We start from the raw sequence: 17,355 nt of genomic DNA on the forward strand, positions 1-17,355 counted from the left end.
CCATGGGGACGGTCTTCGCCGCGCCCGCGGCCGCCGCCGGGGACGGCGGCCCGTGGCCCCAGGGGTTCTGGGAGCAGTCCGGGGGCACCGCCGTGTGGGTGCTCGGCATCTTCGCGGTCGCCGTGTTCATCGGCCTGGTACGGCTGGGGTCGGGGCTGCTGCGCCGCCACCGCGGCAACCGGCTGCTGCCCGTGGTGGTGTGCGAGGACCGCGGTCTGCTCGGCGGCCACGGCAACTGCCACCGCGGCAACGGCGGCGGGCCGGGAGGCCCCGACCACGGCCACGAGTCCGCGGCGACCGCCGAACTGGCCGCGTACATCACGGAGCACATGGCCGCCGACGCGCTCGGCCCGAACGTCCTGACCCCCGGCAGCGGCACGACCATCGGGCCCGATCCGGCGCCGGAGACCGCCTCCTCCCCGCACGGCTGGGTGGACGTCATGAAGCGGCTCGCGTTCTTCCGTCCCCGGGCGTACCACGTGATGCTGCACCGCCTGTCGACGGGCGACCAGCCGACCCGCTTCTCGGTGCGGATCCCGTACATGCCGAAGAACACGGTGGTGGCCGCGACCATCATGGAGGGCCGCGCGCCGGAGCCCGGCGCGGCGGACGGCGGCCGGCGCGACGCCGACCGGGAGCTGTACGAACGTGTCGCCTGCTACTGCACCGTCAAGATCCTCGCCGACCCGCGCTCTCAGGACCGCATCCCCCGCTGGGAGAGCTGGGGCGACGACCCCGACGCGTACCGCTGCTACCGCATGGGCACCAAGGCGCAGGAAGACGCGCTGGCCGCGGACAAGCGCCGGGACGTGGCCGGGGAACGGGCCGGGCACGAGCGGGCCTTGAAGCACTTCGAGGAGGCCGCGGCGCTGGTGCCGGGGAACCTCACCGTCCGGTTGCACCAGGCGGGCGTCCTGGAGCTGATGAGCCAGTTCCCCGGCGTCGCCGAGCCCGGTGACTACATCCGGCAGGCCGTGGAGATCTACAAGTACTGCGTCCAGCTGTGGCCCGAGCACATGGAGACGGCCTACCGGCTCTCCATCGCCCGCGCCGAGGAGAGCCGCTACCCGGCGCACAGGGACGAGCGGGCGAGGCGCCGCGAACCCCGTTCGCGGGAGCACCTGCGGCTGCTGCTCAGGCGGCTGTCGCGGCGTGCCATCCTGCGCCGGTACGCCCGCACCTGGCTCCCCGGCCGCCGCAACCTCGGCGAACGCCGCTACTGGCGGCAGTGGTGGGCCATGGAACGGCCCCGTCCCGCCCTGCGCACCCGCCGCCGCTCCTTCCGCGGGGCGGTGCGGATCGCCAGCGCCGCCGAGGTGCTGCGCGAGAACGTCTCCCCCGGTCCGCGGGAGTTGCGGACGGCGTTCCGCGACGTGGCGAGCGAGGTCACCGGGGGCTGGGCGCGGTGGGGCCGGCTGTGGGGCGGGCCCGACTGGGGGCTGCGCCGCCTGCTCTACGCCGACCACCACACGGGCGCGGACCACACGGGCGGGGACGCCCACAGCCGGGCGGGAATCGCCGGTTCCGCGCCCCGGCACCGCGGTTCGAACCGGGCCGCCGCCGGATACCTCGTCAACTACAACGCCGCCTGCTTCCTCAGCCTGGCGCTGGCGGCGCGGCCCCCCGTCGGCTCCGCCGCCTGGACGGACGACGAGTGGCGCGAGGACTGTGCGCGGGCGGCCGTCGTCCAGCTCAACACCAGTCTCCGGGTCACCCGCAGCCAGTTCTCGGCGGCCTGGGCCGAACGCGACACGGACCTGCGCCCGCTGTTCACCGGCCGTCTGGGCGGCGGGCCGGTGGCGGGCTGGGGCGAGATCGGACGCAACTGGGCCCGGTTCACGGGCATCGACGTCACGGAGGAGCCGGCCGGCGCCCGCCCGTAAGCCACCGCCCGCCCATGAGGCACCGGGTGGCGCGCGGGCGGCGTACTCCACCGCCGCCCGCGGCGTCGTTAAAGTCGCGGCATGTTAGCTGTGTTGGTCAACGGACTGCCCGGACCGGGGAAGACGGTCTTCGCCCGCGAACTGGAGCTGCCGCTGTTCAGCAAGGACTCCTTGACATCCTCCCCGTCCTAATGGACGGGGATTCCTGGCTCACGTGGGCTGGGGACCGGCGGTCCTCCAGCGCTTACACGATCAGCACCAGCCGGGTTGAGACCAGCCCGGACCAGCATCACGCGAGCGGAGTTCTTGTCCCTGGGAGACACGGCTCCGCACGCGGTGCAGGTGTAGGTACGTTCCGAAAGAGGAAGTGCGTGCTTGGTTCTCGCTCCGCACGACCCGCAGTCCATCGTGGTGTGCGCGGGATGCACCAAGCGGACGTCCCGCCCGTGCTTGCGGCCCATCTCGATCAGCGCCGCCTTCGTGGCGCCAATCGCGGCGTCCGCCGCCTTGCGCGCCATTGTGGTCTTCGCGAGGAACTTCGGCCGGAAGTCCTCCACCGCAATCGCGTCATGGTCGCGCACCACGCGCTTGGCCCACTTGCGGGCAGTGTCCTGCCGCCGGCGGGCGATCTTCTTGGACACCTTCGCAGCGGCCCGGCGGGCCTTGCGGTAGCCGCCGGTGGCGGGCTTGTTCCCCGGGGTGCGCCGGCGGGCCATCATCTTCTGGTACCGCGCGAGACGCTGCGCGGCAGTCCTGCCGTGCTGGGCGTGGGGCAGGTCGTGGGCGTCGCTGGTCGTGGTCGCGGTCGCAACGACGCCCCAGTCGATACCAATCACTGCGCCGGTGGCGGGCAGCGGCTCTGGGGCAGTGGCCACGACGAACGAGGCGTACCAGTGGCCGAGGCTGTCCCGGTACACCCGTACCGAGGATGGTGCGGACGGCAGGTCGCGGGACCACACCACGGTCACCACGATGCCGCCGGCCAGGTGCAGGCGTCCGTCCTTGAGCCTAAAACCCCGCCTGGTGTAGTTCAGCGACGGGGCGGCCTCGCGCTTGCGCTTGATGCGGGGCATCCCGGCCCGCTGCCGCATCGGCAGACGCGCCGTGATGTCCTTCAAGGCTTTGGCACGGGACGTCGCGAAATCCCGGATGACCTGCTGCTGCGGCACCGAGCTGCCCTCCCGCAGCCACGCCATCGACCGCCGGGCCTCGGTCAGCAACTTGTCGAGCTGCGCCGGGCCGCACGTGATCTTCTGCTCGGCGGTCCTGTTCAGGCTGTGGACCTTGCGGGACACCGCCACGCACTCGTTCCACACCCAACGGCAACGCGCCCACTCCGCCTCCAGACCGGCACCCGCCGACGACGACACCCGCAACCGATAGGTGTACCGGGCACGCCCGGACCCCTGCTCCGTCACCGCTGTCGTCGTCACACTCCGGAACCTAACAGCCGCCACTGACAACGAAAGAGAGTGCAGGTCAGAACAGACACGGAGCCAACTCTCAGCCGCTTCGCGGCTCCGACCCAAAACTCATTCCTCCCCGGCCTGAACGCTCGGCCATTCCGGGGTAAACCAGGTTAATTACACCCTGGCCGACGCGCTGGCCGCGCTGCGCCCGGCGGCGGGCGGCGGCGGGCGGCGGGCGGGAGTCGAGCCGCTGCCCCGGGGCCGCGGCGGGCGCGTCCGAGGTGCACGAGGTGTGGTGCGCCGTGCCGCCCGACACCGCGCGCCGCAGGTTCCGGGAGCGGGCGCCCGCGCGGCACCCGGTGCACACCGAGGGCGCGCGCTTCCCCGAGGAGGAGTGGCGGTTCTGGACCGAGATGGCCGAGCCGCTGGGCCTGGGCAGCGTGCACCGGGTGGACACCTCGCGCCCGGTGGACGTCGCGGCGCTCGCCCGCCGGATCGCGGGCGGCCCGTCCCCGGCGCCGTGACGTCCGGCGGCGGTGTGCGTGAAGCGCTTGTCCGGCTCCCGCCCGGCGCCTAGCGTGTGTTCCCGTCGGCGGCGGCACGGGAGGGGGACCCGGGGGTGGAGCGGACGTCGGGTGACCTCCGCGCGGCCGCCCGCGCCGGGCCGCGCGGGCCCGGGAACGCCCGCGCGAGCACCGCGGGCGGCGGGTCGCCGTCCCCACCGCACGCCCTTCCGCGACCTACGTCCGGGGAGCGCCGCGCCGACCGCGCCCGCGCGCACCGGCGGCACACCGCAGCGAACGGCAGACCGGCATCGAGGGCCGACCGAGGAGTCGTATGACCATGCCCGCGCACCCCTCCGGCTCCCCGGCCGCGCGGCCGGAACTCCCCTACTACGAGGACTTCTCCCCCGGCCACGGCGCCCTGCCGCCCCGGGCCTGGGTGCCCGCCTCCGACGCGGCCCGGCTGAGCCTGAGCGGCATGTGGTGGTTCCGGCTCTCGCCGACCGCCGGGGCCGAGGACACCTCCTTCGCCCGGCCGGACTTCGACGCCTCGCGCTGGGACATCCTCGCCGTCCCCGGCCACTGGGTGCTGGGCGGCCACGGCGCGCCCGCCTACACCAACGTCCGCTACCCCTTCCCCGTCGACCCGCCCCGGGTCCCCACCGAGAACCCGACCGGCGACCACCGGCACACCTTCGCGCTGCCGGACGACTGGCCCGCCGGCGGCGAGACCGTGCTGCGCTTCGAGGGCATCGAGTCCTGTGCCCGGATCTGGCTGAACGGCCGTGAGGTGGGGGTCTTCAAGGGGAGCAGGCTGCCCGCCGAGTACCCCGTCGGGCACCTGCTGCGGCCGAAGGGGAACGTGCTCGCGGTCCGCGTCCACCAGTGGTCCTCGGCCAGTTACCTGGAGGACCAGGACATGTGGTGGCTGCCCGGCGTCTTCCGGGACGTCACGCTGCTGCACCGGCCCGCCGGCTGCGTCGCCGACTTCTTCGTGCACGCCGGCTGGGACCGCACCACCGGCGAGGGCACCCTGCGCGTGGACGCCCCGTCCGGCGGCCGGGTCACCGTGCCGGAGCTGGGTGTCGACGTCGCGGCGGGCGAGCCGGTCAGCGTGCCCGCCGAGCCGTGGAGCGCCGAGGTCCCGCGGCTGTACGAGGCCGTGCTCACCGGCGCGGGCGAGCGCGTCCCGTTCCGCGTCGGCTTCCGTACGGTCGCGGTCGAGGACGGGGTGCTGAAGGTCAACGGCCGCCGGATCCTGTTCCGCGGGGTCAACCGCCACGAGTTCCACCCCGAGCACGGCCGCGCGCTGGAGATCTCCACCATGCGCGAGGACCTGCTGCTGATGAAGCGTCACAACATCAACGCCGTGCGCACCAGTCACTACCCGCCGCACCCCGCCTTCCTCGACCTGTGCGACGAACTGGGCCTGTGGGTCGTCGACGAGTGCGACCTGGAGACCCACGGCTTCGCCGGGACCGGCTGGGAGGGCAACCCCGTCGACGACGACCGCTGGACCCCGGCGCTGCTGGACCGTGCCGCCCGCATGGTCGAGCGCGACAAGAACCACCCCAGCGTGCTCGTCTGGTCGCTGGGCAACGAGTGCGGCACCGGCCGCGGCCTGACCGCCATGGCGCGGTGGATCCGCCACCGGGACCCGGACCGGCCCGTCCACTACGAGGGCGATCCGACCTGCGCCGACACGGACCTGTACTCCCGTATGTACGCCGGGCACGCCGAGGTCGAGCGGATCGGCAGGCGCGAGGAGGCGCCACTGGACGATCCCGCGCTCGACGCCAGACGGCGCGCGATGCCCTTCCTGCTGTGCGAGTACGCGCACGCCATGGGCAACGGACCGGGCGGACTGGGCGAGTACCAGCGGCTGTTCGAGACCCACGAGCGGCTGCAGGGCGGTTTCGTCTGGGAGTGGATCGACCACGGCATCGCACGCCGCACCCCCGACGGGAGGCGCTGGTTCGCCTACGGTGGCGACTTCGGCGAGGAGCTGCACGACGGCAACTTCGTCTGCGACGGGCTGCTCTTCCCGGACCGGACGCCCTCGCCCGGTCTGGTCGAGTACAAGAAGGTGATCGAGCCGGTGCGGATCGAGGGCGACCCGCTCGGGGGCACGGTCCGCATCACCAACCGCCATGACGTCGCGGATCTTTCGCACCTGCGCTTCACCTGGTCGTACGAGGCCGACGGGGTGGCCGTCGCCGAGGGTGACCTGGAGGTGCCGCCGCTGGCCGCGGGCGGCACGACGGAGCTGAAGCTGCCGGAGCCCGCGGCGGCGGAAGCGTCCGGGGAGGCGTTCTGGCTGGTGCGGGCGGTCCTGGCGCGGGACACCCCGTGGGCGCCGGCCGGTCACGAGGTGGCGTGGGGCCAGTGGCCCGCCGCGGAACGCCCGGGCGGCCGGCGGACGGCCCCCGAGCCCGAGCGCCCGCACCGCCCCCGGCACGCCGAGGGCGGTGTGGTGCTGCTGGGCCCGGGCACCTTCGACGCGGCCACCGGCGAACTGCGGTTGCTCGACGGCTTCGCCCTCGCCGGCCCCCGGCTGGACGTGTGGCGGGCCCCGACGGACAACGACCTCGGCGCCCCCTGGCAGTCCGACCCGCGCTTCGGCCTGCTGTGGCGGGAGGCCGGACTGCACCGGATGCGGCACCGGGTGGACGGCGTCGAGGCCGCGGACGACGCGCTCACCGTCACCACGCGGGTCGCCCCCGCCGCCGGTTCCTTCGGGCTGCGCACGGTCTACCGGTGGACCGCCGACGGCGACCGGCTGCACCTGACGGTGGACGTCACCCCCGAGGGGCGGTGGACGCTGCCGCTGCCCCGGCTCGGCGTCCGCCTCGGACTGTGCGGCACGCTGACCCGGGCCGAGTGGTACGGCGGCGGCCCCGGCGAGGCCTACCCCGACACACGGGCCGCGTCCCGGATCGGGCTCCACACGGCGACGGTCGACGCGCTGCAGACCCCGTACGTCCGCCCGCAGGAGAACGGGGCGCGCGCCGACGTGCGCCGGGTGCGGCTGCGCCGGGAGGACGGGACGGGGGTGGCGATCGAGGGCGGCCCGCCCTTCTGGTTCACCGCCCGGCGCTGGACCGGCGAGGAACTGGACGCCGCCGCGCACACCTGCGACCTGGTGCCGGGGAACATCCTGTGGGTCAACCTCGACCACGCCCTGCACGGCATCGGCAGCCAGTCCTGCGGGCCCGGCGTGCTGCCCCGCTACCGGCTGGAGGCCGCCGAGGCCTCGTTCGGCTTCACCTTCACCACCCTCGCGGACGGCCGGTGACCGCCGTCCTGCGGGAGACCACGCCCGCCGCGCGGCTCTTCAGCCGGCCCGCGGTGGTGGCGTCCTGCGCCGGGTTCGTGCTCATCGGCGCCCTCCAGGCGCTGTACGGTCCCGCGCTGCCCGCCCTGCGGCAGGAGTACGGGCTGTCCCCGTCAATGGCCGGGCTGGGGCTGAGCGCGCACTTCGTCGGCGGTGTCGCGGGGGTGCTCGTCTTCGACGCGGTCCGCGGCCGGATCGGCGACCGCAGGCTGCTGACGGTGGCGTACGCGCTGATGGCGGCGGGCAGCGGGGCCTTCGCGCTCGCGCCGGACTGGCCGTTCGCGCTGGGCGCGGCGCTGCTGACGGGGCTCGGCTTCGGCGGCATCGACTACGGCCTCAACCAGCTGTTCGCGGTGGGTTTCGGGGACCGCGGCGCGGCGATGCTCAACGTCCTCAACGCCCACTTCGGAATCGGCGCGATCGCCGGGCCCGCCCTGATCGCCGCGCTGGGCCCGGACCGCTACGCGTCCGTGTTCGCCGGATGCGCCGTCCTCGCGGGCGCCCTCGCGCTGTGCACGCGCGGGGTGCGGACACAGCCTCCAGGGCCCGCGCCCGCCGCCCGGCCTGGGGCGCGGGGGCGGCTGGTCACGCCGGTGCTGCTGGCGTTCGTGGTGCTGTACGTCCTCCATGTGGGGGTGGAGGCGGGGGTCGGCGGCTGGGAGCCGACCCATCTGCAGTCGCTCGGCCACCCGGTGACGTACGCCGCGTCCGCGACGGCGGTGTACTGGCTGATGATGACCGCGGGCCGGTTCCTCGTCGTCCCGCTGGCCCTGCGCTACCCGGCGCCGCGGATCCTGCTGGTGTGCTGCGCCGGGATGACGGGCTGTCTGGCGCTGGCGGCCGTGCCCACGCTCGCGCCGTACGCCTACGCGGGCGTCGGCCTGTTCATCGCCCCGGTCTTCCCGACGGGGCTGCCGTGGCTGGCCCGGGCCGTGCCCGGGGCGCGGCGCGCGGGGGCGTGGGTCATCGCCGCGTCGATGATCGGCGGTGTGGCCGCCCCGCCTGCGCTCGGCAAGGGCATCGAGGCCTCCGGCATCGGCGCCGTCCCCCTGCTGCTGCTCCTGCTGTCGGCGGCGAGCCTGGCGGCGACGGCCTGGCTCACGCGGGCCGCGGGCGACGGCTGACGGCCCGTGCGGGAGGGGGCGGATGCGGCAGGCGCCCCGCCCCCTGGTCGCTCACGACCGGCTGACGACCCGCTCACGCCGGGGCGCTGTCCGGCTGCGGGGCGGCCGGCAGCGCGTCGTCGGTGAGCGCGGGCCAGGTGCGGGCGGCGGCCCCGTGCGCGATCGCCCGCCACCAGGGGTCGAGCGGCACCCCGGCCGCGGGCTCGAAGGGCTCGCCGGGGCGCGGCACGGCGACCCGGGCCCCCACGGCGCGCGCCGCGGCGACGGTGCCCTCGGCGGGCTCCTCCCAGGGGTGCGGGGCCAGGTTGAACGTGCCCCAGTGGATGGGGAGCATGAGCTCGCCGCGCAGGTCCTGGTGGGCGCGGACGCCCTCCTCGGGGGTCATGTGGATGTCAGGCCAGAAGTCGCTGTACGCGCCGATCTGCACCATGGTGGCGTCGAACGGTCCATAGGCCTCGCCGATCTCCGTGAAACCGGGGAAGTATCCCGTGTCGCCGCTGTGGTAGACGCGGTGCTCGGGCCCGGCGACGACCCAGGACGCCCACAGGGTGTGCTGGGTGTTGCGGATCGCCCGGCCGCAGAAGTGCCGAGCCGGGGTCGCCGTGAGGGTGAGCCCGGCGACCTGCGTCGACTCGTGCCAGTCCAGCTCGGTCATGCGGTCCACGGGGACGCCCCAGCGCTCCAGGTGGGCGCCGACGCCCAGCGGCACGACGAAGCGGGTGCCGGTCCCGGCGAGCGCCTTAATCGTGGGCATGTCGAGGTGGTCGTAGTGGTCGTGGGAGATGACGATCGCGTCGGCCTCGCCCAGCTCCTTCAGCGGTACCGGCGGCTCGTGGAGGCGCTTGGGGCCGATGAAGGAGAAGGGGGAGCACCTCCGGCCCCAGACGGGGTCGAACAGGACGCGGCGCCCGTCGATCTCGGCGAGCACGGTGGAGTGGCCCATCCAGGTGAGCCGCAGGCCCGAGGCGGGCGGTGCGGCCAGGTCGGCGAGGGTCGTGGCGTGCAGCGGGATGTCCCCGGCGGGGGCCCTGCGGACCCGCTCCTCCTTGCGGAAGTACGTCCGGGCGAACCGCAGCATCGATCCGGAGGGCGCCGTACGTGCGCCCAGGGGGTTGGTGAACACCCCGTCGGCGAAGTTCGGCGACCGCCGGATGCGCTCCATCCTCTCCCCGTAGGGGTTGTCTCCGAAGGCGGGGATGAGGCTGGAGAGCAGGGAACGCTTCGGACTGGAGCCGGACACGGCACCTCCCGTTGGTCGGCGGTCACGAACGTGCCGTGAGCCGTCCGGGCCCCGGCAGAACCAGTATGTACAGCGACAACTCCTACACCGGTCATTCCGGTTCCGCGCCCCTTTGTGGAATCGGCCGCCGGCGGCCCACCGGCTCCCGCCCATGACCGTCGGGACGACCGTGACCAGGCGGTTCCCCGGTACGGAAGATCGTCCCCCGCGGTGTCGCGCAGTGTCTCGCAGTCTCGATGCTGCCACCGTCGCGGGCCGGATGCCGCCCGCCCCACCGGGAGCGGGCGGCGGGACCACGCCGGAGCGACCACTACGCGCCGCGGGGCTGGCCGTACGCGCGCTCGACGTGGAGCTTCAGCACAAGGCGCTTGTCCTCGACCATGGCGCGGCGGTAGTCGTCCCAGTCCGGGTGCTCGCCCTGCAGGGCCCGGTAGAGGTCGACGAGCTCCTCGACGGTCGCGTCGTCCCGGTCCGCCGCGACGGGGGTGAGTTCCGCGGTGCCCTCCGCGACCGTCCAGGCCCAGCGGTCGGCCGTGGTGACGTGGTAGCTCGCGCGGGGGTCGCGGCGCAGGTTGCGGGTCTTGGCGCGGTCGTCGGTGAGGGAGACCCGCAGCACCCCCGTGTCCGGGTCGTAGTGGTGGATGACGTTGGACATCTGGGGGCGGCCGTCGCGCTTGATGGTGACGAGCACGCCCCCCTTGGTGTCGGCGAGCAGGCGGAGGAGGTCTTTGTCGCTCATGGCAGCCTCAACGAGCGTCCGGGGGCGAGGATTCCACGACCACGTCGGCCGTGGTCAGCCGCGCCCGGTGCGTGGCTCCGTCGGCCCAGGTGACGGTCACCTCGTGGACCCCCGACGGCGACATACCGACCTCCGCCCCGGCGAGGGCGGACAGCGGCTCCGCGTCGGCGGCGCCGGTGAGCCGGGCCGCGCAGAGGAAGAGGTCGCCGCGACTGCCGCCGCCTTCGGTGGTCTCGCCGGTGAGGACGGGGGTGACCGCGCGTCTGGTGCACGCGGTCGGGGCGGGCGGCAGGCCGGGGGCGGCGCGGAGGCCGTGCAGCGGCAGCAGCTCCGAGGTCAGGCCCTCGCCCGCGGGCCAGCCGGTCTGCCGTACCGGCGAGCCGGGCGGCGCCCCGCTGACCAGGTGGGCGCGGATCTCGGCGGTACCCCTGGCCATCACGAGACTCACGACGCGGACCCGGTCACCGGCGCGGGAGCGTGAGGCCGCCCATCCCTCGCCGGCGCCGAGCGGGGTGAGCCCGGTGCGCGCGGTGACACCGCCGTCGGCGTCCGGGAGGCCGAAGTGGTTGTCGGGGGGCGTGTCCCCGGTCAGCGGAGCGGTGGCGGTGGAGTAGGCGAACCGCGCGTAGTGGGCCGCGTAACGGGTGTCCTCGCTGCCGTGGTTGTGCAGGCGTACGAGGCCGTCGGCGGCCGTCGACTGGATCAGCCAGTTGGGCGCGGGCAGCGCGGTCAGGGCGTCGCCGCGTTCGACGGGGGCGGGCTCCTCGGGCGCCGTCCACACCGCGTGTCCGGGCGGCAGCAGCAGGCCGAGGAAGCCCTTGCTCGCCCAGTACGGGGAGCCGGGCCCGGAGTAGTCCTGCAGGACACCCGCGGAGGGACCGTGCCAGCCCAGGGACAGCAGCCCGTCGGGGCCCGCCGCGCCGCGGTCCAGGAAGTGGCGCAGGGCGCCGGAGGCCAGGCGCCGCGTGGTGCCGGGGGCGAGCGGGGTGTGTCCGGTGAGGGCGCCGAGCCACAGCGGCGCGGCCGCGGCGACGCGGTAGGTCAGCGAGCGGCCCTGGTGGAGGGGCGAGCCGTCGGCGCCGAACAGGCGGGACTGGTCGGCGAGATGGATCCGCAGCCGCTCGCCGTAGCGGTCCAGCAGGTCGGCGTCGCCGGAGAACCAGGCCTCCAGCACGGGGTAGAGGTGCAGCGCCCACCCGTTGTAGTGGTCGAAAGCGCGAAGGTCCCCGTCGGTGTACCAGCCGTCGCCGACGTACCAGCGGTCGATCCGCCGCAGTCCGCGCGCCACGGCGTCCCGGTCGCCGAGGAAACCGCCGACGGTGGCCGGGAACATCTCCCAGTTGTTGGGCCACGCCTGCGCGGCGGCCGCCCGGGCCAGCCAGGCGCCGGCGCGTTCGCGCACGGGCCCGTCGAGCCGGTCCCACAGCCAGCGGCGGGTCAGCCGGAGCCCGATGGCGATGGACGCGGCCTCGACCAGCGGCTGCGTACGGTCGGCCACGACGGGCCAGTCCTCCGGCCCGTCCCCGCCGGGCCGCGCGGTGCCGGCGGCCAGGCCGTCGGCGTACCGCTGCAGCAGTCCTGACGGATCGTCACCGTTTGCGCCCGCCACACGGATCGCGGCGAGCAGGAACGTCCGCGCGTACCCCTCCAGGCCGTCCGAGCGGGCGCCCGAGGCGCTGTTGCGGTCGCCGGGGAGGTGGTAGAGCGCCCCGCCGGGCGTGGCGTGCGGGGCGACGGCGGCGAGCAGCCCGTCGGCGACCGCCTCCCAGTGGGCGCGGGTCCACCCCGTGTACGGGCTCAGCTCCCGATCCTCGGGCGGCAGTTGGAAGGGGTGCGCTGGCGCTTTCCGGGTCACGGTTCGCGTACGGCCTTTCCGGGGTCGGGGAACGGCTTCGGCGCCGGACGCAGGCCTCTCGGCGGCGGCCGGCGGGCGACTCTACCGTCGCGCCACAAGCGCTTTCCAGACCGCGTCGGTCCTCCCGGAGCCGTCAGGCCCCCTCCGGATCCGTGGAGACCGTGCCGGGACGGATCACGGCACGCCCCACGCCGAGGGCACGCAACAGGACGTCCAGTGCCTGCTCGTGGTCGTCCACGGAATGGTGGACCCAGGCGTAGGTGCCGTGCGGGCCCCCGTCGAACTCGTGCAGCGCGTAGTCCGTTCTGCCGATGCGGAAGAGGGCGACGCCCACGTCGCCGAGGTCCTGCCAGCTGCGTTCGACGGACAGCCTCAGCCGCGCGGCGAACGCCTCCAGAGGCGGATCCAACCTCGCGAGACATCGGAAGTCACAGGCGACCCAGTCCCACAGCCCGATCTGCAGGGCGGGGTTGCGCTTCCCGCCCCGGTACTGCGGCGCGGGCTCCCAGTCGGCCTCGGGGCCGGGCACCTCCATGCGACGCTCCTCTCCCACCGGCGGCACACCGCGATCCTCTCAGCCCCCGGCCGTCGCCGACGTCCCGCGTCCCAGGTACGTCAGGGGGCCGGGGTCCAGGACGGGGAGCTCGCGGAAGCCCATCCGGTCGTAGAAGGCGCGGGCCGCGGTGTTGGCGGTCACCATGCCGAGGTGGACGGCGCCGACGCCCCGGGCGGCCAGCGCGGCCAGGAGACGCCCCATCAGTTCCCGCCCGTAGCCGCGCCGCTGGTACGCGGGCAGCAGGTCGATGTGCAAGTGCGCGGGGTACCCGGCGAGTTCCGGCACGATCATGCGCTCCGGGCGGTGCAGCAGGTCCGCCATCTCCTCGTCCGGGGTGACCGGCGGCCCGGACGGCTTGGGGTGGCGGTGTTCGAGCCGGGGCAGCCACTCGGCGCGGAAGCGCCGCACGAAGGCGGCGGTGTCCGCGGTGCCGACGATGTAGCCGACGGCGCGCGTGCCGTCGTCGACGACGAAGGCGAGTTCGGGCTCGAGGTGAGCGTAGGGCCCCGCGAAGTTGTCCGGGAGCAGGTCGTGGTCGGTGTAGAGGTGCCGCGCGTCGCCGCCCTCGTGGCCGGTGCGCACGCAGATGTCGTAGACGGCGGCCCGGTCCTCCGGGCGGTACGGGCGGATCACGGCGCGTGGGGTCATGCGGGCATGATGACGGCCATGGGAGCGCTCCCACAACCCCTGCGACGTACCGCGTTAGGCTGAACCACATGGGGGCCCACAGGCCGAGGGAGGTCGCCATGGCCCCGGCCACCGAGGCGCTGGCCGTGTCGCACGGCCCCTACCGGCTGCACGCCGAGATCACCCCGGGCCCCGGCGCGCCCGCGGTCCTGATGCACGGCTTCCCCGACAGCAGCCGGCTGTACGACCGCCTCCTCCCCCACCTGGAGGGCAGGCTGCCGGTGGTGCGGTTCGACTTCCTCGGGTGGGGACGCTCCGACAAGCCGTGCGGCCACGCCTACACCGTCGCCCAGCAGGTGGACGACCTCGCCGCGGTGGCCGACGCCCTCGCGGCGGGCCGCACCGCCCGGCGCCTGGTGCTGGTGGCGCACGACGCCTCGGGCCCGCCCGCGATCGACTGGGCGCTGGAGCATCCCGACCGCGTGGCCCGGCTGGTGCTGCTCAACACCTACTACCACTGGACCCCCGCGCTGCGCCGCCCTCCGGCGATCGCCCTGTACTCCACCCCGTTGCTGCGCTCGGCGGCCCGGGCCGTCGCCAGGCGCCGGCCCGGCCTGGACCGCAGGCTCTACGCCTGGCAGGTGGGTCGCTTCATCAGCGACCCGGAGGTGCGCGAGGCGTACGTCGAGCGGCTCTACGCGCAGTACCCCGCCGCGCGCCCGGCGTACTGGGGGCTCAACGACGAACTGCTGCACGCGGTACTGAGCCGCCGGCGGCGCATCCCGGAGATGCGCGAGTTCCAGCCGCCGGTCCGGGTGGTCTTCGGCACCCGGGACCGGTGGCTCAACACCCGCGTCGCCCGGCAGTTCTCCGTGATCTTCCCGCACAGCGAACTGCGCCTGCTGATGCGCGCCGGGCACTACGTGCAGGTCGACGAGCCCGAACGGGTCGCCGACGCCATCACCGCCCCGTAAGCGCGGCCGCCGGGCGACGCGGGTCGGGCCCCGGACCGGTCCGGGGCCCGACCCGCGGGGCGCCGTGGACTACGTGCCGGGGCACTCCTTCCACGCCAGGTGGTAGGTGGTCCTGATGCTTCCGTCCGTGGAGTCCATCGTCATGAAGCTCGTGGTCCGCGACGGGTCCGAACTGCCGGCGCTGACCCGCAGTTCGGTGTTGATGTTGAAGTTGCGCAGTTCGCCGCAGGGCGCCCAGACCAGCGCGGCGACGTCGACGCTGTCCGTGGTCTGCCAGTTGTCGTCCAGCGCGCCGCGGAAGGTGTGGCTGATGGCGTTGGTCTCGGGCGAGCCCTGGAAGTAGTAACTGGCCTTCTCCACGCCGGAGGCGCCGCGCTCCAGGTGCGCGAAGCCGCGGTAGTCGGCGGCGGCGATCGCGTAGGTGAAGCCCTGCGGCACGTGCACGTTCAGGTTGAGCTGGCAGTTCTTGCGGAAGTCGGTCGGCTTGGAGCCGACGCCCACCTGGGCGATGTAGGCGCTGTACGTGACGGTGAAGGCCTCGTTGTCCGGCGAGACGGCCACGGCGGCGGTGCCGGCCGGACAGCCCGAACCGTTGACGGTGGCGACGTCGATGACGATCCGGTCCGGCGGCGGCAGGGTGGCGCCGCCCGGCTCCCAGGCCTGCGGGCCGAGCAGCGAGGCGGCCGCCACACCGCTCATGGCCAACGCACGTAACGTCATGGGGGGAATCCCTTCAGGTCGTTGAGGGGTCGCGACACCGGGTCGTGCACCCCGTTCCGGTGTCGCGTACACGACACCATGCGTCACCGTTCGCGTACAGAATCCCCACAGGTTTCCCACAGGAATGGCCGACCGCCGTCGCCCCTGGCGCGGAAGTGACGCATGAGATCCGGACAGTCACCCGGCGTGACGTCGGTCGATCTCCCGGCTGAGACGGACCATGGGCGAATGGCTCGTTCCCATACGCAGACGTCTACGCTGGAGGACATGGACGCACTCTCGGGCCTGCTCGACGGACCCCGTGCGCGGGGTGCCTTCCTGCTGCGCATGGTCATGGAACCGCCGTGGTCGGTGCGGATCGAGGACCGGGCGCCGCTGTGCGTGATGACGGTCGCACGCGGCGGGGCGTGGGTCGTGCCCGAGGAGGGCGCGCCGGTGCGGCTGCGGCCCGGGGACGTGGCCGTGGCGCGCGGCCCCGTGCCGTACGCGGTCGCCGACCTCCCCTCGACCCCGCCGCACGCCTGGATCCTCCCCGGTGCGGTGTGCCGCACCGCGGACGGCCACGACCTGGCCGACGCGATGGCGCTGGGGGTGCGGACCTGGGGCAACCGGGCCGACGGCTCCGACGTCATGCTGGTCGGCACCTACGAGGTGGACGGCGCCGTCGGCCGGCGGTTGCTGGACGCGCTGCCCCCGCTCCTGGTGCTGCCGGCACGGGAGTGGGAGAGCCCGCTGCCGCCGCTGCTGGCCGAGGAGATCGTCAAGGACGATCCGGGGCAGGAGGCGGTGCTGGACCGGTTGCTGGACCTACTGCTGATCTCCGTGCTGCGGGCGTGGTTCGCCCGGCGCGGCGAGGCGGCCCCCGCGTGGTACCGGGCATTCGCCGACCCCGTGGTGGGCCGGGCGCTGCGGCTGCTGCAGAACAACCCGGCCCACCCGTGGACGGTGGCGGGGCTCGCCGCCGAGGCGGGCGTGTCGCGGGCCGCGCTGGCCCGGCGCTTCGGCGAGCTGGTGGGCGAGCCGCCGATGGCATACCTGACCGGGTGGCGGCTGGCGCTCGCCGCCGATCTGCTGCTCGAACCGGACGCCACGCTCGGGGCGGTCGCCCGCCGGGTCGGCTACGGCAGCCCCTTCGCGCTGAGCGCCGCCTTCAAGCGGGTGCGGGGGGTGAGCCCCCAGGAGCACCGCGTCGGCGCGGCCCGGGCGGAGTGACACTGGAGAGAGGAGTCATGAACGGTTCGGTCGTTGTGGGACGCGTCTTCGGGGTTCCGCTCCGGATGCACTGGAGCGTCCCCGTCCTCATCGTGCTGCTCGCCTACAGGCTCGGCCGCGAGACCCTGCCCGCCTGGGTCCCGGGCCTGTCGGCGACCGCCTACACCGTCGCGGCGGCCGTGGGCGCGGTCCTGCTGATGGCGAGCCTGCTCGCGCACGAGGTCGCCCACGCGGCGACGGCCCGGCGCGAGCACCTGTCGGTCGAGGACGTCACCTTGTGGGCCATGGGCGGCATGACGCGCATGGGGCGGCCCGGCTCCGCGGGCGCGGCCTTCCTGGTGGCGGTCAGCGGCCCGCTGGCGAGCCTGGTCATCGGCGGCGCCGCGCTCGGCGCGGGCATCGGCGTGGACGCGGCGGCCCACCGCTCGGTGCCGGGGGCGCTGCTGATCTGGCTGGGCTGGGCGAATCTGCTGCTCGGCGTCTTCAACCTGCTGCCCGCCGCGCCCCTGGACGGCGGCCGCGTGCTGCAGGCGCTGCTGTGGTGGCGGACGGGGGACCGCGACCGCGCCGACCGGGTCGCCGGGCGCGGTGGGCAGGTCCTCGGCTTCCTCTTCGTCGTGGCCGGGTGGCTCGCCTTCGCCCGCGGCATGCCCAGCGGCCTGTGGCTCGCCCTGGTCGGGCTCTTCATGGCCCTCACCGCGGGCGCCGAGCGCCAGCGCGCGGTCATCAGCGCCGCCCTGCGCGGCGTACGACTCTCGGACGCCATGTCGGCCCCCGTCGTGACCGGCCCCGACTGGCTGCCGGTGGACCGCTTCATCGACGAGGTCGCCGTGGCCGCCCGCCATTCCACCCTGCCCCTGGTCGACTTCGACGGCCGCCTCAGCGGGGTGGTGCAGCTGCGCCGGCTCACGTCGGTCCCGGCGGACCGCCGCGCCGACGTACGGGTCCGCGACGTCGCCGTCCCGCTGTCCCGGACCACCACCGGCACGCCGGAGGAACTCGTCAACGACGCGCTCGACCGCCTCCAGCCCGGCGCCGGCGGCGTCCGGATCGTCGTCGTCGACAGCGGCCGCCCCATCGGCATCGTCACCGGCACCGACGTCACCCGGCTCGTCCAGCACCGCCGCATGACGGGCGGACGGCCCCCCGTCTGACCCGCCCGACGGCTGCGCGCCCGGC

Annotated in this window: 14 protein-coding genes; 7 read left to right on the forward strand and 7 right to left on the reverse strand. The window is 74.5% G+C overall.

Annotation, left to right across the window (positions count from 1 at the left end):
- Positions 1-2 precede the first annotated feature (2 nt).
- Positions 3-1,883 carry a hypothetical protein gene (locus tag OG937_09020; protein WUD71828.1) on the forward strand — a complete coding sequence of 627 codons (1,881 nt, stop codon included), beginning with the start codon at positions 3-5 and terminating at the stop codon, positions 1,881-1,883.
- 188 nt (positions 1,884-2,071) lie between these two features.
- On the opposite strand, the gene OG937_09025 is transcribed toward OG937_09020, so the two are convergent.
- Positions 2,072-3,316, reverse strand: coding sequence for a transposase (locus tag OG937_09025; GenBank protein ID WUD71829.1), 1,245 nt, complete (start codon positions 3,314-3,316; stop codon positions 2,072-2,074).
- Between the two features lie 278 nt (positions 3,317-3,594).
- Between OG937_09025 and OG937_09030 the strand changes: the two genes are divergently transcribed.
- The 3 genes from OG937_09030 (at position 3,595) to OG937_09040 (ending at position 8,253) form a co-directional block, all read left to right on the forward strand.
- Complete coding sequence (locus OG937_09030; GenBank protein ID WUD71830.1) at positions 3,595-3,816, forward strand: hypothetical protein; 222 nt, start codon at positions 3,595-3,597, stop codon at positions 3,814-3,816.
- Between the two features lie 313 nt (positions 3,817-4,129).
- Positions 4,130-7,090, forward strand: a complete 2,961-nt coding sequence (locus tag OG937_09035; protein ID WUD71831.1) for a DUF4981 domain-containing protein — start codon at positions 4,130-4,132, stop codon at positions 7,088-7,090.
- Positions 7,087-8,253 (forward strand): MFS transporter, encoded by a 1,167-nt coding sequence (locus OG937_09040; GenBank protein ID WUD71832.1) that lies wholly within the window; start codon positions 7,087-7,089, stop codon positions 8,251-8,253. The genes OG937_09035 and OG937_09040 overlap by 4 nt, the downstream gene beginning before the upstream one ends.
- 73 nt (positions 8,254-8,326) lie before the next feature.
- Here OG937_09040 and OG937_09045 read toward each other — a convergent pair whose 3' ends face one another.
- From OG937_09045 to OG937_09065, 5 genes are all read right to left on the reverse strand, one after another.
- A complete protein-coding gene (locus tag OG937_09045; GenBank protein ID WUD71833.1) occupies positions 8,327-9,493 on the reverse strand; it encodes an MBL fold metallo-hydrolase in 1,167 nt (388 codons plus the stop codon).
- A 310-nt stretch (positions 9,494-9,803) separates the two neighbouring features.
- Positions 9,804-10,232, reverse strand: coding sequence for a PPOX class F420-dependent oxidoreductase (locus OG937_09050; GenBank protein ID WUD71834.1), 429 nt, complete (start codon positions 10,230-10,232; stop codon positions 9,804-9,806).
- 7 nt (positions 10,233-10,239) lie between these two features.
- The gene (locus tag OG937_09055) at positions 10,240-12,087 is read right to left on the reverse strand and encodes a DUF2264 domain-containing protein (protein WUD71835.1); all 1,848 of its coding nucleotides are present in this window, start codon (positions 12,085-12,087) and stop codon (positions 10,240-10,242) included.
- Between the two features lie 133 nt (positions 12,088-12,220).
- Positions 12,221-12,622, reverse strand: coding sequence for a hypothetical protein (locus OG937_09060; GenBank protein ID WUD71836.1), 402 nt, complete (start codon positions 12,620-12,622; stop codon positions 12,221-12,223).
- Positions 12,623-12,661: 39 nt separating this feature from the next.
- Positions 12,662-13,291: a GNAT family N-acetyltransferase gene (locus OG937_09065; protein ID WUD71837.1), complete on the reverse strand. Its 630-nt coding sequence runs from the start codon at positions 13,289-13,291 to the stop codon at positions 12,662-12,664.
- Between the two features lie 68 nt (positions 13,292-13,359).
- On the opposite strand from OG937_09065, the gene OG937_09070 reads away from it, so the two are divergent.
- Complete coding sequence (locus tag OG937_09070) at positions 13,360-14,244, forward strand: alpha/beta hydrolase (protein ID WUD71838.1); 885 nt, start codon at positions 13,360-13,362, stop codon at positions 14,242-14,244.
- A 69-nt stretch (positions 14,245-14,313) separates the two neighbouring features.
- On the opposite strand, the gene OG937_09075 is transcribed toward OG937_09070, so the two are convergent.
- A complete protein-coding gene (locus OG937_09075) occupies positions 14,314-14,964 on the reverse strand; it encodes a DUF4360 domain-containing protein (protein ID WUD71839.1) in 651 nt (216 codons plus the stop codon).
- A 267-nt stretch (positions 14,965-15,231) separates the two neighbouring features.
- Between OG937_09075 and OG937_09080 the strand changes: the two genes are divergently transcribed.
- Both OG937_09080 and OG937_09085 read left to right on the forward strand, forming a co-directional pair.
- Entirely contained in the window at positions 15,232-16,176 is a 945-nt protein-coding gene (locus tag OG937_09080; GenBank protein WUD71840.1) for an AraC family transcriptional regulator, read from the forward strand.
- Between the two features lie 17 nt (positions 16,177-16,193).
- A complete protein-coding gene (locus OG937_09085; GenBank protein ID WUD71841.1) occupies positions 16,194-17,330 on the forward strand; it encodes a site-2 protease family protein in 1,137 nt (378 codons plus the stop codon).
- Positions 17,331-17,355 lie beyond the last annotated feature (25 nt).

The organism is Streptomyces sp. NBC_00510, from assembly GCA_036013505.1.
Lineage (GTDB): Bacteria > Actinomycetota > Actinomycetes > Streptomycetales > Streptomycetaceae > Actinacidiphila.